Here is a 24054-nt window from a genome sequence, read left to right on the forward strand (position 1 = left end):
CGTTCTAGCAAAAGTAGTGGCATTGTGGGTTAACCTCTTAGCCAGCATTGCGCTTGTATATACATTCGTCAGTCTGCTCGGCGTCATCCTGCTGCAAGCAGACCGTCATGCACCACATCTGGGATGCCTCATTATTCAAGGCGCCAAGCTTGCCAACGGCGCACCGGCAGATAACACGTGCATGAATCTCACTAATCTGTCCAACGCATTCTTCCCTATGAGTGCACAGCCAAACGGCAGTGATTTGATCTGGCAAACCTACTGGCCAACACTCACGATTGCCTACTATGTGCTGATTTTCATCTGCCTAGGCTTCATTAAATTCCTCGCGATGCGATCCGCCGCTACATTTGGCGTTGCAGCAGGCGAAGAAGTCAAAATTGCATTGCGTCAGCGCCTCTACCAGAAGCTTGTCAGCCTCGGACCTTCCTACAGCCAGCGCGTGCGTACCTCTGATGTTGTGCAATCAATGGGCGAGGGTATTGACCAAGTTCAGAGCTTCTTCAACCTGTTCCTTCCGCAGCTTATCTACGCTGTTCTTGCACCAATTACGTTGTTCGCCTTCATTGCGCCAATTAACATGCCAGCCGCAATCGTGCTGCTGTGCTGCGTACCACTCATTGTGATTATTGTGGGCCTCGTCGCTATGAGCGCTGCCCGCGTATTCAAGCAGTACTGGGGCAAGTACACCGACATGGGAGCTGCCTTCCTTGACAACTTGCAAGGTCTGGAAACGTTAAAGGACTACGACGCTGATACCGACGCCGCCAAGCGCATGGATAAACAGGCCGAAGACTTCCGCGTCATGACAATGAAGGTGCTGCAGATCCAGCTGCGCTCGCTAACTGCAATGGATATTGTGGCCTTCGGTGGTGCTGCAGCAGGCATTATTACTGCTGTTTGGCAGTATTTGCACAGCGGCATTACGTTTATGCACATCGATTACGGCGTCTTCGCATTCCTCAATAGCAATCTCGTAACCGTGGCTGGTGTGCTCATCATTATTTTGTTGAGCGCCGAGTTCTTCATTCCAGTGCGTCAACTTGGTTCGTTCTTCCACGTTGCTATGAACGGTATGACGTCGTCCAAGCGCATTTTCACGCTGCTCGACGCTGCTGAGCCAGAGCACGGTACGCAGCAGCTGCCAGCGGATGCTAATCATCTTGGTTTGGTGCTCGAAGGTGTTGGTTATTCGTACAAGGATGTTGCTTCGCAAACTGGTGATTCTGGTCCTGCCGCACAGCCTGAGAACTCTGCAGCATCAACGTCGTCTGTGCTCGCACCAACGGCCACACGTAACGCACTTCATGAGGTGTCGTTTACGGCTGTGCCAGGTTCGCTCACTGCCATTGTTGGCGAGTCCGGCTCAGGTAAATCCACGCTCGCTGCGCTACTCTCCGGCCGTCTGACTGGGTATGCAGGTCTTATTTCGCTGCATGCGTTTACGAAGGCTTCTTCTGATATTGATTTCTCTGCATCCGATGCCTATGAGTTATCGAACCTCACATTGGATTCCCTCACTTCCGCCGTCACACTCGTAGATGCACGCAGCCATTTGTTTGCAGGTACAGTGCGCGAAAATCTGTTGATGGCTAAGCCAGAGGCAACCGATGAACAGTTGATGCAGGCGTTGCAACAGGCTCATATTGATGAGTTCATTGCACATCAGCCTGATGGCCTTGATATGTTCATTGAGCAGGATGCTGCCAATCTTTCGGGTGGTCAGCGTCAGCGCTTGGCTCTGGCCCGTGCATTGCTTGTGAACTCGCCAATTCTTATTCTCGATGAGATTACGAGCAGCGTTGATGTTGAGAGCGAGCAGCTCATTATGCAAACGATTGAGCAGCTTGCCAAGACTCGTACGGTCATCATGGTGACGCATCGTTTGGCTAATGCGCAGCATGCCAACAATATTGTGGTACTTGATGATGGTTCTGTTGCGGAACAAGGTGCCTTTGATGAGCTCATGGCTCAGCAGGGCTTGTTCGAGCAGATGTATGCCATGCAACAGGCAACGGAGCAGGTTGGTAAGCGTGAACATGCTCAGCTGACGACTGCTCAGCAGCATGAAGCGCCAAAGACATTGCCAGTTGCAACGGTTGCAAAGGCAGTATCTCAATCCACGGCGGATGCCCCAAGTAAGGCTGGTAAATCAAAGGTTGCTGCTTCCGCTACATCTACCGATGATGATGCCAATACATTGGCAACCGAAGTAGAGCTTGCTGAAATGTATGCGGCTGCAGATTCTGAAGACAATTTCAACTTCGTTTCTGCAGACGAAATGTATGCAGCCGCTGAAGCCGCATACGAAGCACATACCAAGCACGATGATGCCGATGTAGAGAACTCCGATGGTGCCGTTGTTGCTCGTCTGCTTGGCGAAGTCGGTCCGCTGAAGCGTCAGATGATTGCCGCTTGTATTTTCGGTACCATCGGTCACTTGGCAGCAACATTCGTGCCAGTATTTGGCACGATTGCATTGTTCTGTGCCACAGGCAACAAGGTCTGGGGTATGGGCCTGTCTATGGCATTAACGTGCTGTGCTATTTGTGCTGCAATCCGCGGTATTCTGCGTTACTTCGAGCAGTATCAGAACCACAATGTGGCATTCCGTCTGCTGGCGCTGTTCCGTCACAAGGCATTTAATGCATTGCGCCGTTTGGCTCCAGCTAAGCTGCAGGGTCATGGCCGTGGCGATTTAATCGCGCTGATTACAACTGATGTGGAATTGTTGGAGATCTTCTTCGCTCACACAATTTCACCTGTGGTTATTGCTATTACGACTTCGTTGCTCTACGTCATTACGGCATTTGCACTGTTTAACCCAGGTATTGCAGTGTTGATGATTGTGGCCTATGCAACGCTTGGCCTGATGTGCCCAAAGATCTTCGGCGACAGACTAGCCAAGTACGGCAGTGATTTGCGTACGCAGACGGCACTGCTCAGCGACGAAGTGCTTGACGATATGCGCGGTCTTGCGCAAATCATTAACTTCAAGCAGGCTGATGCACGTCTGGAACGTCTGATGAATCTGGCTCATGCACTGCGTAGGCAGCAGCTGCAGCTGGCTTCGCATAATGGTGCATTCGCTGGTCTGACGAACGTTATTGTTATGGCCTACTCGGCTATTGCAGCATTCATTACGATCGGCATGAGCGTTACCGACCCAACGAATATTGCATTCAATGTCACGGCATTTGTGCTATTCGTTTCGTCGTTCGGCCCAGTACTCGCACTCAGTGCATTGCCTGGCGATTTAACGAATACTTTCGCTGCTGCACGTCGTATGTTTGCGTTGCAAGACGAAGCACCACTTGTTGTGGAACAGGGCACTGAAAAGCCTCAATACGATGGCATGATGATGCACGACGTGACGTTTAGCTATGTGGGGCAACCACAGAAGTCAACAGCAACAGCGGATCAGGAGTCGGCACAGAACGCAAGTCAGCACGACGTTCTTGAGCACTTCAATCTCGACGTTCCTGTTACGGGCATTCTCGGCCTGCGCGGCGCTTCTGGACGCGGCAAGTCGACGGTACTGAAGCTGCTCATGCGATACTTCGATCCACAAAGCGGCTCGGTAACGATGTCGGGTCGTGAGCTGCCGAACGTGGACGCATCGTATAGGCGTCACGTGCAGGCGATGATGGGCCAGCAGACGTATTTGTTCGACACGACGATTCGTGAGAACCTGCTGCTCGCTAATGGCGGCGCTTCTGATGAACAGCTGCGCGAGGCTCTGAAGCAGGCGTCGGCATTGACACTTGTGGAGTCGATGCCGCACGGTCTCGATACGCAGGTTGGCGAACTCGGTAGCCGTCTGTCAGAAGGTGAGAGGCAGCGTATTGGACTCGCTCGTGTGTTCCTGCGCAACGCCGATCTGATTCTGCTCGACGAGCCAACGAGCCGTCTTGACTCGCTGAACGAGGCCACGATTCTGCAGTCGATTAACCGACTGGCTGAGAGTCGTACCAGGCTGAGCGAGCCAGAGCCTGCGCTCAAGCAGACGCCAAAGTACAAGCCGAAGTACGCCAAGATGAAGGCGAAGGCGCAGGACGCATCGGCCAAGAAGCCGAAGTACAGGACGAAGTATCAGGCTATGGCTGAGCAGATTCAGGCTACACAACAGGCCCAGCAGCGCTCGAAGAGCCTCGCGATTGTGCTTGTTTCGCATCGCGAGTCGACCATGCGCATTTGCGACGAAGTTATTGATTTGTAGTGGAATTTGGCGCGGCCCGCGGCCGGTCGCGCCCAATTCGCGCTAAAGTCTTAGGAAAGTTCGTTTATTTTTCTAAGGGGATTTCTGTGGCCGCGAATCGTCGTTCCTCGCGTCGTTCATCTGGTACGTCGCGTAAACCACGCACACTTGCGCGAGGAAAGCGATCAGATGCATCAATACAGCGCGTACTTATTCTGCTGATTCTTGCCATTGTTGTTGGCATCATTATTGGCTTTGCACTACCGCATGTAAATGATGATGCAGCACGTCTTACGGGTCGTTATACGGCAACTGGTACGGCTGCAGAAACCTTGGAAAAGCTGCCTGTACAAGATGGTGGGGCAGTAGAAGGTTATGACCGTGAGCTGTTCGGCTATCGCACGACTGATGACGATGGCAATGGTTGTGATGTGCGAGACGATGTGCTGGCACGCGATATGACCAATGTGGTGTTTACGAAGCGTGGTAGCTGCAAGGTCAAGTCTGGAGACCTGCAGGATCCGTATACGGGTCAGCTCATTCATTTCAAGCGTGGTAAGACCACGAGTTCGGCTGTACAAATCGATCACGTAGTGGCACTTGAGAATGCTTGGCGTTCTGGTGCGAGTGAGTGGGATGCCAGCAAGCGTCTGCAGTTTGGCAATGACATGTATAACCTGCTCGCTGTTGATGGTCCTGCTAATCAAGATAAAGGCTCGAAGTCTGCGGCCTACTGGTTGCCAACAAATGGCGAGTATCGCTGTGACTATGTGGCTCGTCAAATTGGTGTCAAAGACAAATATGGCTTGTCAGTGACTACACCAGAAAAGCGTGCCATGCTTTCGATTCTGCATGGTTGCCCGGGGCAAAGCATTCCAGCAGACCAGTGAACAAACTTAAGAGGTTAGTGAGCACCTCGGCAGATCAGTGAGCAACTTCGAAAGCTCAATGAACGATCTTGAGAGAGCAGTGAACAACCTTGCGCATCGCTAGGATGTGTATGACGAGCAGAAAGGCAAGCATATGACTGTATTCGCAGCTGAGCAGCAGGCGGCAAAGGTGCCAGGCATCGTGTTATCCGATGGCAATGTCATTCCACAAGTTGGTCTTGGCGTGCTGCGCATTGATGATGAGGGCGTTGTTCCAGTAGTGAAGTCTGCTCTGGAATTGGGCTATCGCCATATTGATGGTGCAGCAGGATACAACAACGAGGCTGGTCTTGGTCGTGCTTTGGCTCAGTCAGGCTGGAACGGCAAAGTTACTGATGCTGTGAGCAAGCTTGCTGATGAACGTGGTGTGGATGCTCAGCAGCTGGCACAGCAGAGGCGTGCCAAGCTGTGGGTGACCACGAAGCTTAAGGATTCTGAGCAGGGTTACGATTCTTGCCTGTGCGCATTTGAGCGTCAGCTTGGATTGCTGGGCTTGGATTATGTGGATATGTATATGATTCACTGGCCTACGCCATTCGATTGGCGATCGAGTGAAACCTGGCGTGCTATGCGTGAGCTGCAGGAATCTGGCCGTGTACGCACGCTGGGTGTTTGTAACTTTATGCCTGCAGATCTTGAACGACTTTATAACGAAACTGGTCAGTGGCCTGCTGTGAACCAGATTGAGCTGCATCCTACGTGGCAGCAGCGTGAAGTTGTGGCGTTCTGTAAGCAGCACAATATTGCTGTTGAGGCATACTCGCCAATGGCTCGTGGCGCTGATCTCAATGCTGGTGATGGCACGATTGAGCGTATTGCAGCAGCACATCAGGTTAGCCCAGCACAGGTTATTCTGCGCTGGCACATTGAGAATGGCACGATTATTATTCCGAAGTCTGTGCATGCTGAGCGCCAGCGTCAGAACCTTGATTTATTTAATTTTGCTTTAACACCAGAAGAGCATGCGGCAATTGATGCGCTGGATGGACCTACGCGTGCAGGCCACGATCCAGCAACATTTACCTACGCTTGATCAGCGTGATGCTTCCACGTCGGTGCGGTGCATGTGAGACAGGGCGCGACGTGCTGCTTCATGAGCAGAACCAGCGCCTTGGCCACGCACCTGGAAGATAACCATAAGCACCATAATGACGTTAATTACTGCTGAAATACGCAGTGCCCACTGCACACCAAACACGTTAGCTGGAATCAGCTGATCGGCACCGCCGCCGAGCTGCTGTTGACGCCATACGGTCAGCGTACTCATCAGCAGAATAATGACAGGAGCACCAATAGCACCTGCAATCTGACGAGCCGTATTCGTTACAGCAGATCCAGCAGAAACCTCACTTGGTGACAAGCAGTTCAACGACCATGTTGTTAATGGCATCAGCACAAAGCCCATACCGATCTGACGTGTGAACTGGCAAATCGAGACCCACCAAATCCACGACGTCATAGAAACCATTGACATCAGAATCGTACCGATGAGCAGAATAATGGTGCCGATTAACGACACTGGGCGAGCACCGAATCGATCCAGTGCACGACCGCCGAAGTACTGCGAAATAGCCTGACCAAGAGCGCCTGGCAGCATGACCAGACCAGAAATCGTAGCCGAATAACCGCGGCACGTCTGGATGTACATAGGCATAATGACAACAATCGACGAGAATGCAAAGAAGCTCAGCGACGCGATGATAGTGCCCGTACGGAATCCGTGATTCTTCAACACTGATAAATCAAGAAGAGCAGGCTGCTGAGCCTTGCCTTCGTTGAAGCGACGAGTCGAGCGGATCTGACGAACGACGAACCAAATAATACCGGCAACGCCAATAACCATAGGGGCCCACACAATTGGGTGCCACATTGGGTAACCCTGAATATTCGTGAAGCCGAACATCAAGCCGCCGAAGCCAATAACCGACAACGAAACGGAGAAGAAGTCGGCACGAGCCGTGCGCTCAACCTCACCAAAATTGTGCAGGAAGAAGATCACGAGCAGCAGAGCGGCAACGCCACAGACGGTCAGCGTTAAGAAGATCGAACGCCAGCCGTTTGCGTCGGTCTGAATACCGCCAAGCGTAGGGCCAATTGCAGGAGCGACACTCATAGCCATACCGACCAGACCCATTGCTGCACCGCGGCGGTCCAGAGGGAAGATTGAGAACACTGTAATCTGCAGCACAGGCCACATAACACCCGTACCAACTGCCTCAAGCAGACGACCTGCCAAAACGAGAATGAACGATGGGCTCAACCAAGACATAGCCGAACCGATCGTGAAGATAATCATCGAAGCAATAACGATTTGACGAGTAGTAAAACGACGCGTCAAATAAGCCGTTAATGGCACCATAATGCCCATAACGAGCTGGAACACCGACGTCAGCCACTGACCGGTGGTGACCGAAATGCCGAATTCCTCAACGATAGTTGGCAGGGCAGCACTCAGCTGAAGCTGCGTGAAGTTGCCCATGAAGGTAATGAACGTCAGAATGGCCAGCGAAAGAAAAGCGACGTGAGTTAAATGGCCATTACGATACGACTGTTCGCGCGTCAAAGCCTGAGCAAAGCGCTTTGAGCCTTTGGATTTTGGACCCTGGTTTGGATTCGAGTCTGGAGTTGAGTTTTGCGAAGACTGCGTCTCCGAGGTGTTAGTGAGTTTGGATTCTTCATCATGCACATCTCGCGTGTATGGGCGTGATGGGGATGCGTTCATGCGGCCTCTTTTTTGTAGTTTCTTCTATCTTCTGTTGTCAATGCTGCGGTCAGCAGGAGCGTCGTCGATGCTGGTTCTCGCGTAAGACTCTGATCCGAGAAATGTAGGCGCTGAAACTGGCTGCGGGATGTGGATCCCGTCCATTGTGCGGGATTCTTCTGTGTGTCAAATACTTCAATTAATGAACGTATTTATTATGACGGCATCGAGCGACCTTAATCTCATGGTATGCCGCAAGTGAAGTGAGTGGGGAAGTGGACGGGGAATTTGATGGGGCGATGGCGGGGAGTTGATGGAGCAGCTGGTGGAGAGCTTGATGGAGAAGCTGACCGAGAGGTCGCTGTAGCACATAATCGGTGCACACCTACGGTGAAATGGGGGCACTCAACGGCGTATTTCGTTGCGAGTGTTGGGACACGCTGGGATTTGAAAATATGCGATACGCATAGTTCACCACTTATACAAATCTGTTTCATAACAGTTTTCAGTCGCCGAAACGGTGCGGCAAGTGGGAATGAGACCATACAGAAAGTTAGGTCTCATACGCTGAGATTATGCCAAAAATTCGCTGTGAAGGGGTTATAACTGTTTCGTATAGTCGTGCCATAAAGCACAAAGCTGTGCATTTCATTCCGGTTTGGTTTGACACTAAGACTAACTCATGTCCGTAGGTCCGCACGAGAAGGCGGGGTAATATGACGCAAGTGGCAATTGATCAGCGGCAGCATATAGCAAGTAAAGTACAGCAGCGCTCTTCAAATGTTTTGTTTTGGCGCTTCTACCTGAATCTTGGATTAGTTATTCTCGACATGCTTGTGTACGCATGCGTGCAGTACGTTCTCATGTCTCGCTTTAATCTGTTTCACGAGTTCGCTCTGCCGAAATTCAGCGGACGCTACGACGACTTCATTTACATCGTTATCTGCTCAGTGATTTATGGATTCTGCCTGAAAATCGCTGGTGTGTATCACCGTCACCTTTTAGGCGACGGATATGAGATGAACGTTCGTCTCTTTAACGCTGCCTGCATTAGCTTCTGCTTTATTGGATGTTTGAATTTTGTGTTGCACACCAACGTACGAGCAGACGTACTGATGCTTACGACGCTGCTGGCAATGGTAGCCACGATGGTCTCTCGTATGATCGTGAGGGCACTTGCTGTGCAATATAGGCGAAAAGGCGCCTATATGTATCCAACGGTTATTGTTGGTTCACCAGAAGGTATTGGCAATGCACTGCGCAAAATCAATAACCGTAAGCAGCTGACCTATAGGGCATTAGCAGTATGCCCAATTCGCGTAAACCGCAAAACGGGTCTTATTGAGGCTGACGACAACTATGAGCTGACCTATGAGCAGCTCAATGCAACGAATAATAATGCACTCAAAGTGGTGCGTTATGACGATCATGTTGGTGAACGCTTCGAACGTCTTGGTGTACAAACCGTTATGGTCACCGATGTGCTTGATCGTTTTTCCGATAACCTCAATACGTTCTCGCTGCGCATGGAAGCGCTGAGCCTGGAAGTGGCACTGGTTACTTCAGCAGTTGATATTGCTGGCCATGCAACACGTATTCAGAACCGTAATGGCATGACGATTATGACGATCTACTTGCCACAGTATTCGCCATTCGGCCAGATTCTGAAGCGCATTTTTGACGTGATTGTTTCCTTGCTTGCCATTATTGTGTCTTCGCCAATTATGGCGATTGTGGCGCTCGCAATTAAGCTCGAGGATCACGGCCCTGTGTTCTATAAGCAGGAGCGCATTGGTAGGTACGGCAAGCCATTCTATATTCACAAATTTAGGTCAATGCGAGTGAATGCAGATCAAGAGTGGGCTGATCTTATGGCCTCTGCAGATACTCGTACTGGAACGACTCATAAGATTAAGAACGATCTTCGTATTACCAAGGTTGGTCGATTTATTCGCAAAACGAGTCTCGATGAGCTTCCGCAGTTCTTTGATTCGCTCCGTGGTGTTATGAGCGTTGTTGGACCAAGGCCATTCCTTGCTGAAGAAGTGAGTACCTTTGATCGTGTTTATGCCACACGTAGCTTGGTGAAGCCTGGTATTACTGGTCCTTGGCAGGTTTCGGGTCGTAATGATCTGAATGAAGAGGAAAGCCGCCAGCTTGATGTGACTTATGTGCAGGACTGGAGCATTATGGGTGACATCATCTACATTCTGCGCACTATTGGTGTAGTGCTGCATCCTCGCGGCGCATATTAAACAGAAGATATAAGTTTGATAAGAACAGTTTGTTGAATGCTGTTGGGCTTGCCATTGCTGAGTTATTGCCTGCTTGGAAAGCCATTGCTTGGCGATCGGATTGCCTAGGCATCTGATGCTCGGCAATTGTATTGCTTAGATGTCCGTTGCTTGGAGATCATATTGCTCGAATATCTCTTGTTAGGAAAATCTCTGTAGAGCAAGCCATACAGGCACAGCGAACTGTGTACGTGATACTTCTCCTTGCGAGATTGGTTCAAGTTCTGCCGGTGTATCTTAAAGCGGGTACACCGGCAGAACTTTATGTGCAGATCAATCAGTAGTGCGATTCAAAAATGCATATATTTCAATGCAAATGATGTCATTAATACATTGATACACCCCATTTTTTACCCCCTTCAATTTAGAAAACATACATATTTTGTTCGAATTGCTGGGTTTTGTGGATAACACGCCAGAGAAAACACTGTAAAAATTTTCTCTGCGTTCATCTTCAATTTAGGGGGTATTAAGCGTTAAGCGCTTAAGTAGTTCTGTTTTCTGGATTGTCTTTTTCTAATATGAATTTTGGGTATTGTTAACGTTTTCAGGGGTAATTTCGAACAGACCAAAACAGCTAATTTTGGCTTTTACAATTGTGGGTAATGCTAGCGGTTGCATTCCTACTGAACCCCCAGTTATGAAGCCTTGAGTAGTGAGAAGACAAGGTTTTCACCAACGCCGATGAGCGCGAATGCAAGTGTTGAGCAGGGTGGGGGCAAATTTCATCAATGTATCAAACATTCCTTGATATGCGTGTGCTCGTGTAATGCGAGTCAGCCTCTACCGCCCAGTCACTCGATGAAGAGTACTGAAGCAGAGAGAAAGGAAACACTGTGTTCAATGCGGTGAAGAACCACAACTGTACGGGTGCGCCTAACAGCATGATGGGTTCTGCAAGCAAAACAAAGCATGTGTCCAAGAAAATAACGGCACTTGTAGCGTCAGTTGCAACGCTATTGGGCGGCGTATCGTTAGGCGTAAGTTCTGCAGAAGCAAATACGCCATCAACCAGCTATGACCGCACGCTGGGTAATGCAACATTCGAATCAGCTCGTCAGCAGTACGGTCTCTCGCGTGAAATGAATTATGGATCAATTCTCCATGCATGGATGTGGTCGTTCAATACGATTAAGAACAATATGAAGGCCATTGCTGATGCTGGATACACATCAATTCAGACTGTGCCAATTAGCGAGATTAAGGGACCAGTGAACGGTACTAAGTTCACGGAAAACTGGTACTACGTCTATCAGCCAACGGGCACAAAAATCGGTAACAGGGTCGTTGGTAGTGAAGATGACCTCAAAGCCATGACGGCTGAAGCTCATAAATATGGCATCCGCGTCATTGTGGATGGTGTGATTAATCACTTCTCCTCAGACTGGAATGCTATTGATCCAGAATGGCAGAACAAGAATCTCTTCCATTCTCGAAACGGCAATTGCGGCGGCAGAGACGGTGACCAGATCAATTATGGCGATCGTTGGCAGGTTACACAGTGCCATCTGTTAGGACTGTGGGATCTGAATACACAGAACCAAGAAGTTGCGAATCGTATGCACGATTATCTTGCTCGTGCAGTTGCCGATGGTGTTGATGGATTCCGCTTCGATGCGGCAAAACATATTGAATTGCCAGATGAATTCGCGAGCCGAGGCCAGCCTCATTCGCCGTATTTTGAAACGATTCTGCAAAACGGTGCACAGTATCAGTATGGCGAAGTCTTGCAAGGCGATCCTGGTCTTGATGCAGCTGCTTATCCAGCACTGTTCGAGAAGTATTCATCGAATGGTGGCGGCAATACGGGATCAAACTATGGTAGGGCAGTACGCTCAGCCATTGGTTCTGGTCGCCTAGACGCTAATGCATTGCGTGACTTGCAGGGCACAGGTGTTAAGGACAACCAGCTTGTTACTTGGGTCGAATCGCACGATAACTATGCCAACGGTGACAAGGAATCAACGTATTTGAATGCTTACCAGCTTCGTATGGGCTGGGCTATTGTCGGCTCGCGTGCTGGTGGTGCGCCATTGTTCTTTAACCGCCCAGTTGGTTCTGGCGGCAGCAATCCACAATTCTCTGAGCGGACTCCATTAGGCGCTGCTGGCGATGACGAATGGAAGAGCCCAGAAGTTGTAGCTGTAAACAAGTTCCGTAATGCTATGGAAGGCGCTCCAGAAAATCTGCAGAACTGCAAGAATAGCGGTTCTTGCTTAATGATTGAGCGCGGCATTGCTGATGGCAACCCAGACAATAATGGTGTGGTTATTGCCAATATGGGTGGTGACCAAGATCTTACTGATATGTCCACAACGCTTGACGATGGTACCTATAAGGACCAGGTCAATGGCAATGAAATCAAGGTTGTTGGCGGCAAGATCAAGTCCGGTTATGCCAAGGGATACAAGGTTTCTGTGTTCTGGAATGGTCAGGGAGGATCTACTGTCGATACCGAATCGATTTCTGCCTCTCCTACAAATACAACATTCACTGGCAATGGTATTGAAGTGACGCTGCGTGCAAAGAACGCTACGAATCTGCAGTGGAAGACCTCGGATGGTAAGTCTGGCACTTTCACCTCAGGAGACAAAATTACTGTTGGCGAGAATGCCAAGGTAGGCGATGTTATTACGCTGACACTGACTGGTAAAGGTACGGGCGATACCAAGAAGGATTTCAACCTTCAATACACCTATAAAAAGACCGAACGCCAGGATCAGAAATTAGCGAAGCGTTACTTCACTAACACCTCTGGGCAGAAAATTAAGAAGACCATCAATATTGATGGCGATCTGAATCAGTGGGATAAGTCCATGCTCATTGCACAAGGTGCAGCCAATGATGACCCTCGCGTCTACCGTGATAATTCAATGTATGAGGTTCCTATTGATCTGTACGCCCTGTACGGTACCTACGACGATAACAACCTCTACCTCATGTGGGAAATGACCAATGTACAGGATGTTGTTGATCCGAACGATACCTATCCAATTGGTCGTCCTCTATTTGGTGAATTGAATTGCCCTATGTGGATTGCGTTGGATACTGGTCGTACTGATAACAAGATTGGTAAGAATCTCAACCTCAGTACTGGAGGTACTATTTGGAACTCTAATAATCAGTGGGAGCAGAGTATTAACAATCTGATTGGCGTCTCTTACAACGGAGCCAACGGCCCATGGATGTATGGCGGTGACAAGAACGGTCTGAACAAAAATGCACTGTATGGACCAGGCGCTGATGTAAAGACTGGCACTAAGAAAACCGGCATTAAGTTCAAATACGGCAAGGGTATTCTGAGCAAGGAAGTCTGGGGCATTGACGGTGGCTGGGGACCAGCTCACAATCGTGTGTCAGGTGATGTAAAGAACGATAATGCCAACTGGGTTAATTTCAATAGCAAGGGCCACAACTCTGCTAATGAAGATATCCATTACGCGATGTCTATTCCGCTGTCTGAGCTGGGCATTACGGCTGCTGATGTTGAAAAGACTGGTATTGGCGTGCAGGTTGTAGCAACAATGGGCATGTCTGGTATGGATGCATTGCCATACGATCTTGCAGCTAATGACAATGCTGATCTGCCAGATACCAATTCTCAGCCTAACAACTCATTCGAGAAGTCTGACCTTGATAGCTATTCGGTGCCACTCGCACGTATTGGAGCTGCAGGTGGTTCTGTTGACGAAGTCCCAGTAGAGTCAATTGATATTACTGGTACTACTCATGATCAGGTTTCTATTGATCTTGGTTCCACAGATCATGCAGTACAACTTGGTGCAACAGTACTTCCAACAAATGCCACGCATAAGTCAGTGACTTGGACTTCATCAGATGCCTCCGTTGCTTCAGTCGATGCTCAAGGCAAGGTCACTGGTCTAAAGCCAGGAACGGCAACAATCACTGCTAAAGCTGGTAACAAGACAGACACGGTTGCCGTGACTGTTAAGGAGAAACCTGCTCGTCCTACAACAACGACGGTGTATTATCCAGCATCAAAGTATGGTGGTAACTCCACATACTTGCATTACCATCTGCAAGGCAGCGACTGGACTCAGGTTCCGGGCGTAAAGATGACAGCGGCCTGCGATGGCTATGTGAAGTACGAAATTGCTAATCCGGATCAACGCGAAGTTGAATTCGTGTTTAACAACGGCAATAACACATGGGATAACAATAATTCCGCGAACTACAAGGGTACGGGTGAAACGTTATTCGTTCATGATGGTTCAATAACGGTCAATAATCCACCTTGTGTAGCTGAAGTTCCTGTGAGTGGTGTAAAAATCACCCAGCCAACAGCAGACTCAATGAGCCTTTCAGTTGGCAAGTCACAAGCGCTCAAAGCTACGACGTTACCTACCAATGCAAAAGATAAAACCGTGCATTGGGCTTCAACTAATGCAGAAATCGTTAAGGTAGCAAAGGATGGTGTAATTACTGCGATTAAGCCAGGTACTGCATACATTGTGGCATATGCTGGCAGCTACGCAGCATTAGTTAAAGTTACCGTTCCCTGAGGCGAATACGGTACATAGAACAATAATGCCGTGATGTGCAGGCTACAGTGATCCTCTGTAATACAACAGTTTGATCAGTGCTGAGATCTGTTATCTAGCGTTATATCGATGGGCGAGTTCCAGTGATGGAATTCGCCCATTATTTTTGCGATCAAGTAATACACAATATGGTGATTCACAATATGAGCTCACTATGGTGAGCTCGAGCAAGCCTAGTAGCCAATCCCATTTATGGGGATCGACAAGAGTGAGTATCAAATTATGTCGTCTGGTTCATACATACCAATCTGGTTACTTTATAATGAGTGCGGCTAGCAAGATTGCAGTGAACAGATGAGTTGAGCAAGCTGAGTACAGCATAGGTGTCTATGGTGAAGGCAACTTATGCTTTGCTTTGTTGCCCAACACCTCCCTGCATTTGGCATAAGGGGGAGCCCGCTGGCACAAAACAGAATATTGGAATTCGTATACCGAATCCAATAATTCCATGAAGGAAAAGCGCATGATTGCCAGAAACAAGGACTGAGTAGGTCTTGATTTCTGCCGAGTCATGAGAAAGGAAGCACTGTAGTGTCCTGCTTCACTGTAGAACAACAGGCGCGTAATGGTGAAGACCATTATAATTCGCCATCTTGGATCGCGAAGATATGTATAAAACTACGTGCGAATATTCGTACAAATCTACATGCAATATGGGGAAAAATAACAGCGGCCATTGTTGTTATCGCAACATTGTTTGGCGGTGCTGTTGTAACCACTTCCTCTGCTCAAGCCATTGATGGCATTACCGTAAACGATAAGGATAAAAGTCTTAACCGTACTATACGCAATTCAGCATTCGAGAGTGCCCGCAATTCGTATGGACTTGCCAAAGAAATCAAACATGGCGCAATACTTCATGCATGGATGTGGTCGTTTAACACGATTAAAAACAACATGAAAGATATTGCTGAAGCAGGGTATACAGCTGTTCAGACCACACCAATTAGTCATATTAAAGGTCCTGAACATGGTAAGCAATTCAAGGAAAACTGGTATTACGTATATCAGCCAACTGATACGCGCATAGGCAACAATGTTGTTGGTACTGAAGATGAGTTTAGAGCTATGACTGCAGAAGCTCATAAATATGGTGTACGCATCATTGTTGACGGTGTTATTAATCATTTCACATCTGATTGGGGACGCATTAGTTCAGATTGGCAGCAGCCTAAGTTTTTCCATAAAGATGATGGAATTTGCAACGGATCCATTGATTACAACGATCGTTGGCAAGTAACGCAATGCCAGTTATCAGGTTTATGGGATTTGCATACGCAAGATCAGGAAGTTGCCAAACGTATGGCAACATTTTTGAAACAAATTGTTGACGATGGTGCTGATGGTTTTCGTTTCGATGCTGCCAAGCATATTGAGCTTCCAAGCGAGTTCGATGACCGAGGCAAAGAACATTCCAATTACTGGCCAACTGTGCTGAAAAATGGAGCTCAGTACCAGTATGGCGAAATATTACAAGGCGACGATTGGGGTCTGGCTCCTAACAAATATGTACAATTGTTCGAACAGGATTCGTCGAATGGTGGTGGCTTTACGGCCTCGAAGTATGGCCGAGAACTTCGTGAGCAAATTTGGGGCGGAAAACTTAATAAAGATAAATTATGGAAGTTCCAAACTGATGGTGCTAGAGACGATCAAGTTGTAACTTGGGTGGAATCTCATGACACCTATGCGAATTCGGATAAAGAATCAACTGGATTGAATTCCCAGCAACTGCGCATGGGTTGGGGTGCTATTGGATCTCGCGCTGGTGGCACACCGCTGTTCTTTAATCGACCAGTCGGCTCAGGCGGAAGTAATCCGCAGTTCGCAGAGCAATCTCAACTCGGTGATGCTGGTGATAATGAGTGGAAGAATCCAGAAGTCGTTGCAGTGAACCATTTCCGTAATGCTATGGAAAACAATGCAGAATATGTGAGTAACTGTGGCAACACCGAGCAATGCTTTATGGTTGAGCGCTATAAATCAGGCGGCTCAGATAAAACCGATGGCATTAGTATTACGAATATTGGCAGTAATGACATCAATCTGCAAGGTACTAAAGTTCAGGTAGCTGATGGTACCTATACTGACCAAGTTAATGGTGGCGCCATAACGGTTTCTGGTAAGACAATTCAGTCTGGAACTGCTCGTGGTGGTAAGATCTCAGTCTTCTCTAATGCTGCTGCACCTAAGCATGGTTCGGTATCTATCACCACATCAGGTTCTTCGTTTAAGACGGATACTACAACGGTAACGTTGAACGCTAAGAATGTTTCGAATACTCGCTACAGCACGAGCGAAGGCGCATCAGGCAGCTATACGGATGGTCAGAAGCTTACGGTTGGTGCGAAAACATCAATCGGCCAGTCAGTGACGATTACTGTATCTGGTGAGTGTGAAGATGGCTCAACTGTAAAAGATTCGGTTTCGTTGCTCAAGCGCGATCCGAGTGCGACGGTAACGTATAGAGCTTATGCCAAGAAGACTCAGGGCTGGCCTCAAACTTATGCATATGTCTATATAGACAGTCAGGGAGCTCACCCGAAGCCAATCGAAAATGCACCTTGGCCAGGTATCTTAATGGATGAGGAAGAGGGTACTTGCGATGGTAACGCAGACCTTGTTTACGAAGTTCCAGAGGATCTGATTGATCAGGCAGAGGACTATCCAGTTCGCGTTATCTTCAATAATGGTGGCCCGGGTGAGAAGCCTGGTAATAAGTTCCCGCCAGATGATCCTGACGAAAGTGAGACCCACGTTGATAAAGAGGGTCTGCGTATTGACGGTGATTATTTGTGGGATGGCAAGCTGACGGTAAGTGATCAGTCATGGACCTTGGCTCCTTGCAAGCCGGTAATTGTTGACTCTGTCACGATTACTGGTGCGCCAGGAAAGAAACTTGATCTGGACTTTGCTGGTAGAAGGTCGGCAAAACTTGGTGTAACTGTGTTACCTAAGGAAGCTGAAAAGATGAAAGTTACTTGGAAGTCTTCTGACCCACAGGTGGCTCGCGTTAAGGATGGTACCGTTACTGCCGTTAAGAAGGGCACGGCAACCATAACGGCTTCGGTCGGTGGCAAGTCAGACTCGATTACGGTGACCGTAACGGGTGAGGCACCTGCAGCAACATCGACCTATATTTTCTATCCAGCTAATAAGTTCGGTAAGGATTCCACGAATCTCCATTACAGGCTTAAGGGTGGTGAATGGACTCCAGTTCCTGGCGTGCCTATGCAACCTGCATGCTCCGATAAGTATGTTAGGTATAAAGTCGATAATCCTGACCAGCTTGAAGTGGAATTTGTCTTCAATAAAGATGGCAAGGAATGGGATAACAACGGTGGCAAGAATTATCGTGGCACTGGTGAATTCCTTACCGTTGAAAATGGCAAGGTGACTGTTAACGATCCGCCTTGTGAAGTCATAGTGCCAGTGGAATCAGTCACAGTTACACCATCATCCTTGGCTCTGAAGAAGGGTAACTCTGCACAACTGAACGCCAAGGTATTGCCTGAGGATGCGACGGATAAGAAGTTGACGTGGTCTTCGAGTAATGCTGCGGTTGCTTCTGTTGATCAGAATGGTAAGGTGACAGCTCATAAGGCTGGTTCGGCTTCTATTACGGCTACGGCTGGTGGTGTGAAGTCAAATACTGTTGCTGTGACTGTTACTGACCCCGTTGTACCAGTAACCGAGGTTGAGATTCTTGATCCTGCATCTGGCAAGATGTCGCTGGTCGAGGGCAATTCTCAGGCTATTAAGGCGAAGGTTAAGCCTGAGGATGCGACGGATAAGAAGTTGACGTGGTCTTCGAGTAATGCTGCGGTTGCTTCTGTTGATCAGAATGGTAAGGTGACAGCTCATAAGGCTGGTACGGCTTCTATTACGGCTACGGCTGGTGGTGTGAAGTCTAAGCCTGTTGTCGTGACTGTGACCAAGCGTATTGTGCCTGTGTCTGAGGTTCAGATTCTTGACCCTGCATCTGGTGAGATGTCACTAGTCACAGGTGAATCTAAGGCTATTAAGGCGAAGGTTTTGCCTGAGGATGCGACGGATAAGAAGTTGACGTGGTCTTCGAGTAATGCTGCGGTTGCTTCTGTTGATCAGAATGGTAAGGTGACGGCGCTTAAGGCTGGTACGGCTTCTATTACGGCTACGGCTGGTGGTGTGAAGTCTAAGCCTGTTGCGGTAACTGTTACGGATGTTCCATATATTCCGGTAACTGACGTCAAGATTCTTGATCCAGCTTCGGGCAAGCTGACGCTGGCTCTAGGCGAGACGAAGGATATTAAGGCCAAGGCGCTACCAGATGATGCGACGGATAAGACGATTTCGTATTCGTCAACCGATGCATCGACTGTTCAGGTATCGAAGTCTGGCACTGTTGTGGCCAAGAAGTATGGCAAGGCAATGATTATTGCATCTGCTCAGGGTCATGCTGCAGTGGTTGAAGTAACAGTACGATCGTGCTCGTTCTCAGATGTTCCAGATTCTGCTTATCAAGCTCCAGATATCCAATGGATGGCTGATAACGGAATTACTAAGGGCTATCCAGATGGCACCTTCGGCTTCGGTAGGGATCTGGTACGCCAGGATCTGGCTGTCTTCCTGTACCGTACAGCAGTTCTGAACGGTGACGAATCAGCTAAGTCCTTCAAGCCTTCTCAGTTCGATTATGAGAGGTTCAAGGATGTGAAGCCGGGTACAACTGGCGCTAAGGAAATTCTTTGGCTGGCCAGCAGGGGAGTCATCAAGGGCTTCCCAGATGGTACCTTCCGTGGATCTTTGCCAGTGAATCGTGAAGACACTGCGATTTACATGCATCGATTCGCAGTCATCGAAGGTGATAAGTCCGCAGAGTCCTTCGTACCTACGCCAGCTGATTACGCTAGGTTCAAGGATGTGAAGTCTGGTTCCATTGGAGCTAAGGAAATTCTGTGGCTGGCAAGTGTTGGTATCACTAAGGGCTTCCCAGATGGCACCTTCCGCGGCACTAACAACCTGCTTCGTGAAGATACGGCAGTGTTCCTGCACCGCCTTTATAACGAAATAAGCAAATGGTAGTAAGTGCATAACGACTATTCCATAGTCACGGGAGCCCAGTTCTTACAGGACTGGGCTCCTTGTTATTGCTGTGAAATTTCTAACTCAGTGATTTATACGATTATGCTGTTTTATATGGCAGCGCAGCAGATAAGTGCATCGACATCGAATGCTCCATTTCACAACATCATGGTTACTGGGGGAGCAGGATTTATTGGAGCAAATTTCGTGCACTACGTTTACAACAAATTCCCTACAGTGCACATTACAGTGTTAGATGCATTAACCTATGCGGGCAACATTGACAGCATAAAGCCTCTGTTAGGGAATCGTGTTGACTTTGTACATGGCAATATTTGTGATGCCAATTTATTACATGAACTTGTTCCAGGGCACGATGCCATTGTGCATTTTGCTGCGGAGTCGCATAACGATAACAGCATTGCAGACCCTGAACCATTTTTAGCAACTAATGTTGAGGGCACGTTCCGTCTACTTGAAGTGGCGCGTGCCTATGATGTGCGATTCCATCAAGTAAGTACTGATGAAGTTTATGGCGATTTAGCACTAGATGATCCGAATAAATTCACTGAGAAAACGCCTTATAACCCGTCTAGTCCATACTCGGCAATGAAAGCAAGCTCAGATATGCTTGTTCGTGCTTGGGTTCGCACCTTCGGCGTACGTGCAACTATTTCGAATTGCAGTAATAACTATGGTCCTTACCAGCACGTTGAAAAATTCATTCCACGCACTATCACGAATATATTGGAAGGACGACGACCAAAGTTATATGGCGATGGTCGCAATGTACGCGATTGGATCCATGTAGAAGATCATTCTTCTGGTGTCTGGAAGATCCTTACTGAAGGTCGAATTGGGCAAACCTATTTAATTGGCGCAAATGGAGAACGAAGCAATATTGATGTGTTGCGGTCTATTCTGCGAGTGATGGGCAAATCTGAAGACGATTTTGATTGGGTTCGAGACCGTCCTGGACATGATCGCCGATATGCCATTGATGCTACAAAATTACGCACCGAACTCGCTTGGCGTCCAGAGCATACTGACTTCGATGCTGGTCTCAAAAAAACTGTGCAATGGTACATCGATAATGAAGCATGGTGGAAGCCGACCAAAGCTGCTGCTGAAGAAAGATATCGTCAACAGCAGCAATGATCTGCCAGAGTATTACTTATTGATCTATTGCATGAGCAATAGTCGCCAGTGCCTCATTGATTTGAGCGTGAGCCGTTTTAAATGCCTCGAATTCTCGTTGATACGGATCTGCAATATCTTGCGCATGCGGAAGCATTGGGCGGATAAGCGATGCATTTGCGAGTACCGAGTCGAAACGTTCTTCGAGTGAATCGCCTGTAATAAGATTGTGTGTAGCGCAATAGTTGCACATGTTGGCAAAATCAGTGAGTACGACAGTCCTACGTGCAACTGTAGGATTCCTCTGAATGATTTCGCTGCGCTGATGAGCACTGAAGCAGAAAATAAGATCAGCAGAACGTGCTAATTGTGGCGTGAGTCGCTTAGAACGGAACGATGAAGAATCGATGCCATCGGTGGTTAAAAGTTGTGCACTTGATGGATCGATTGGGTGAGCATCGAGTCCATTTGTTCCAGCACTGTCAACAATTAAATTAGGATCAGAGAAGAAATGTGGGAATAGGAGCTCTCCCATAGGAGAGCGGCAAATATTTCCTGTACATACAAATAGCACTTTCATTAATGAGAGCTCCTATACCTAACTTATTAATTGAAAAGTTTGTCCACTTTAGCGGCGGTATCTGCTTCACATAGTAATCGCGAATTAACAGTATTGCTGTTCCATATTGTACGGTGGATATATGTAAGTATTGGCGCGGATCATATATAATCCGCCTGAAATTACAAGGCTAGGTGAATTCTGTCTAAACTTTTAGTAGATATGTCTGCTTTGAGTTGTATTAATTAGCTCATTAGTGATATTAAATATGGTGGTAAACTAAGTGGTACAATCCGCGGTTTTCACCCCATATTGGCGTGTAAGGTGAGGATGAATTGAGGTTAGCCTAATAGGGGGAGCCTACTTTTAACCACATGCTCAATGTGGCTGGAAGTCATAAATTTAAGTCAGCAATAAAAATAGCGGTCGTGAGAGCGATACGTGTGTGCGGGGCGGTTAATCCGCCTATGGAAAGGGCGTTATTATGTCGTCGTTAAAGGGCTTTGAAGCAGTGAGCCTTACCCGTAAGACTGGTAAGGCAGTTATGACGGTTACGCCGGATAGTATTCGTTTGAATAAGTCGGCTGTCGAGGAATTGAATTTCCCTGAATACATCGTCTTCTTGATTAATCCTGATACCCAGCAGTTTGCTGTGATGCGTGCTAAGGAAAGTGACGAGGATTCCATGCCATTGGGCGTTCGTCCTTCGTACACTGCCTCCGCACATATCGATAACCCAATTGTGGTGACTGCAGTATTGAAGTACTTCGATCTGCCATCGACCGATAACGAGGAGGAGATTCCTCGTGCTTCGATGCGTGGTGTGCTGTCTCCAAAGGGTGATGCATTGATCTTCGATGCACACGAAGCTGACATCCGCGTAACTCGTAAGCGTGGTCGTAAGCCTCACACTGCTGAAGCAGCAGATGTTAACGGTGGCCAGGATGGCTGGAATCACGCAACTAAGTAAGTTACTTGTATAGCTGATAATTGGGTTCTGGATCGAGTGATCTGGAACCCAATTGATATTAATGTCTAAGTTCTTGTAGCCGTGAAAGATGCTAACCTCTTAAAGCTCAATACATATGACCCGAAGAATTAGATGAACTATATCATTTGTAGCGAGGCAATTTTTACCAGTAACAGGTATTACTTAGCGGTGAAGAAGCCCTAATATAAATTTCTCTCGAGCTATGATAAGTGAACTGAGATAGATAATAGAGAAGACAAGTCCACTAATGATAAGTTGGACAAATGGGTTCAATCCCTGAATAAATCGTTGTACGTACCATACTGATACAGCGGTAATTAATATTGCTGGGAGAATTCGTAAGAAATCAGTTTCTTCACGGAGTTCTTTTATAAAGTCTCGCACAATGAATGAGCGAATTGATAGTGTGCAGAACTCGCATAGTGCAATACCTAGAGCGGCACCATTTATACCGAATCTTGGGATAAGAATACAGCAGAATATGATGCTTAGAATAAGACCGCATATATTGACGACAGCATACTCTTTTTCATGATTTGAAGCGATGAGATACTGAGAAAGAGTGTTATTTGTTGCCGAGAACAGGATAATTGGTGAGGCGATAGTTAAAGCTGTTGTGCCGACTAAATATTGCGATCCACCAAGAATCTGAATAATTGGTTGTCCACAGAAGATGAGCATAATCATCATTCCAAAACTGATAATAAATAGGAAATTAAGGTTTTTTCCTATCAATTTTTTTGTATTGCTATGATGACTCTGAGACTCATAATATGATATACGTGGAAGTATTACAGACCCTACAGAATTAACTGCGGTGTAGCAGATACCTCTGATCTTGACTATCATTTGGTACACACCTACTAGTGTGTTAGAAAGAAATATACCTGAAAGAAGCATATCCATTTGAACATACATTCCCGAAGATATACTCGAAATTGTGAATGTTATCATCGGTTTAATATGACGCTTAATATTGAGATTACGTTTCCTACTAAAAGTGACGAAGTCTCGTAACTTCAATAAGTTCAGTATATTTGAGCCGTAGCTTCCGATAACTATCGTGATACCGTATAGAATATAATCGCTGACATTATGTACGAAGAGGAACATAAGGATTAGACCGATAATTTTAAATGCAATATTACGCACGGTGATGTATCCATATTGTTCAATTGCTTGGTAGAACCAGTCACAGCCGCATGAAGTAAGCCATATTCCAATACTGAAAATAAATGCTAAAGTTATATTATCGCGTGTCTTTGGAATCAAAAAAAGAGCAACAATATATAAAATATAAACTAATGTTGTTGAGCAAATTAGAATCACGACTAATTCTTGAGTAGTCTGGCTAAGTTGTTCTTTGTTATCACGTACTTCTGCACATGTACGAATTCCATATGAAGTAATCCCTAGCATTGCAACTAGAGAAAAATATGTAATAAGAGTTTGCATCCAAGATACTATTCCCATTCCTGATGGTCCAAGTACTCGCGAAACATAGGGAATAGTAATTAGCGGGAAAAGGAAAGAAGAAGTAGTTAAGATCATATTCATAGCTACGTTGAACTTAACTGATCGTATTTTTGGCTCTTTTATTTCCTTCTGTCCCATTCTGT

The 24054-nt window shown here is 47.4% G+C and carries 10 protein-coding genes and 1 pseudogene; 8 read left to right on the plus strand and 3 right to left on the minus strand.

Annotated features, from left to right (window positions below; genetic code table 11):
- Window positions 1-181 precede the first annotated feature (181 nt).
- The 3 genes and pseudogenes from D2E26_RS07665 to D2E26_RS00405 form a co-directional block, all read left to right on the plus strand.
- The gene (locus tag D2E26_RS07665; RefSeq protein ID WP_478213036.1) at window positions 182-4219 is read left to right on the plus strand and encodes a thiol reductant ABC exporter subunit CydD/CydC; all 4038 of its coding nucleotides are present in this window, start codon (window positions 182-184) and stop codon (window positions 4217-4219) included.
- An 86-nt stretch (window positions 4220-4305) separates the two neighbouring features.
- Window positions 4306-5088 (plus strand): HNH endonuclease family protein, encoded by a 783-nt coding sequence (locus D2E26_RS00400; protein WP_125962746.1) that lies wholly within the window; start codon window positions 4306-4308, stop codon window positions 5086-5088.
- Window positions 5089-5257: 169 nt separating this feature from the next.
- A pseudogene (locus tag D2E26_RS00405) lies at window positions 5258-6160 on the plus strand (aldo/keto reductase); the annotation flags it as partial.
- Here the strand turns inward: D2E26_RS00405 and D2E26_RS00410 are convergent.
- Window positions 6161-7849 carry an MDR family MFS transporter gene (locus D2E26_RS00410; protein WP_125962748.1) on the minus strand — a complete coding sequence of 563 codons (1689 nt, stop codon included), beginning with the start codon at window positions 7847-7849 and terminating at the stop codon, window positions 6161-6163.
- Between the two features lie 695 nt (window positions 7850-8544).
- On the opposite strand from D2E26_RS00410, the gene D2E26_RS00415 reads away from it, so the two are divergent.
- The 4 genes from D2E26_RS00415 to rfbB all read left to right on the plus strand — a co-directional run bounded on the left by D2E26_RS00415 (window position 8545) and on the right by rfbB (window position 20906).
- The gene (locus D2E26_RS00415; protein WP_125962749.1) at window positions 8545-10083 is read left to right on the plus strand and encodes a sugar transferase; all 1539 of its coding nucleotides are present in this window, start codon (window positions 8545-8547) and stop codon (window positions 10081-10083) included.
- Between the two features lie 875 nt (window positions 10084-10958).
- Entirely contained in the window at window positions 10959-14645 is a 3687-nt protein-coding gene (locus D2E26_RS00420; protein WP_125962750.1) for an Ig-like domain-containing protein, read from the plus strand.
- A 570-nt stretch (window positions 14646-15215) separates the two neighbouring features.
- Window positions 15216-19748 carry an Ig-like domain-containing protein gene (locus D2E26_RS00425; RefSeq protein ID WP_164515805.1) on the plus strand — a complete coding sequence of 1511 codons (4533 nt, stop codon included), beginning with the start codon at window positions 15216-15218 and terminating at the stop codon, window positions 19746-19748.
- 114 nt (window positions 19749-19862) lie between these two features.
- Window positions 19863-20906: a dTDP-glucose 4,6-dehydratase gene (gene rfbB, locus D2E26_RS00430; protein WP_125962752.1), complete on the plus strand. Its 1044-nt coding sequence runs from the start codon at window positions 19863-19865 to the stop codon at window positions 20904-20906.
- A 16-nt stretch (window positions 20907-20922) separates the two neighbouring features.
- Here the strand turns inward: rfbB and D2E26_RS00435 are convergent, their stop codons facing one another.
- Window positions 20923-21465, minus strand: coding sequence for an arsenate reductase/protein-tyrosine-phosphatase family protein (locus tag D2E26_RS00435; protein ID WP_125962753.1), 543 nt, complete (start codon window positions 21463-21465; stop codon window positions 20923-20925).
- A gap of 463 nt (window positions 21466-21928) precedes the next feature.
- On the opposite strand from D2E26_RS00435, the gene D2E26_RS00440 reads away from it, so the two are divergent.
- Window positions 21929-22414: a hypothetical protein gene (locus D2E26_RS00440; RefSeq protein WP_125962754.1), complete on the plus strand. Its 486-nt coding sequence runs from the start codon at window positions 21929-21931 to the stop codon at window positions 22412-22414.
- Window positions 22415-22597: 183 nt separating this feature from the next.
- On the opposite strand, the gene D2E26_RS00445 is transcribed toward D2E26_RS00440, so the two are convergent.
- Window positions 22598-24049 (minus strand): flippase, encoded by a 1452-nt coding sequence (locus D2E26_RS00445; protein ID WP_125962755.1) that lies wholly within the window; start codon window positions 24047-24049, stop codon window positions 22598-22600.
- Window positions 24050-24054 lie beyond the last annotated feature (5 nt).

The organism is Bifidobacterium dolichotidis (assembly GCF_003951975.1).
GTDB classification, from domain to species: domain Bacteria; phylum Actinomycetota; class Actinomycetes; order Actinomycetales; family Bifidobacteriaceae; genus Bifidobacterium; species Bifidobacterium dolichotidis.

Bases quoted from the DNA above. Each gene is read 5' to 3' on its own strand.
- D2E26_RS00435 (WP_125962753.1), bottom strand. From the start codon at position 21,465: ATGAAAGTGCTATTTGTATGTACAGGAAATATTTGCCGCTCTCCTATG.
- D2E26_RS00415 (WP_125962749.1), top strand. From the start codon at position 8,545: ATGACGCAAGTGGCAATTGATCAGCGGCAGCATATAGCAAGTAAAGTA.
- D2E26_RS00440 (WP_125962754.1), top strand. From the start codon at position 21,929: ATGTCGTCGTTAAAGGGCTTTGAAGCAGTGAGCCTTACCCGTAAGACT.
- D2E26_RS00445 (WP_125962755.1), bottom strand. From the start codon at position 24,049: ATGGGACAGAAGGAAATAAAAGAGCCAAAAATACGATCAGTTAAGTTC.
- D2E26_RS00410 (WP_125962748.1), bottom strand. From the start codon at position 7,849: ATGAACGCATCCCCATCACGCCCATACACGCGAGATGTGCATGATGAA.
- rfbB (WP_125962752.1), top strand. From the start codon at position 19,863: ATGGCAGCGCAGCAGATAAGTGCATCGACATCGAATGCTCCATTTCAC.
- D2E26_RS07665 (WP_478213036.1), top strand. From the start codon at position 182: ATGAATCTCACTAATCTGTCCAACGCATTCTTCCCTATGAGTGCACAG.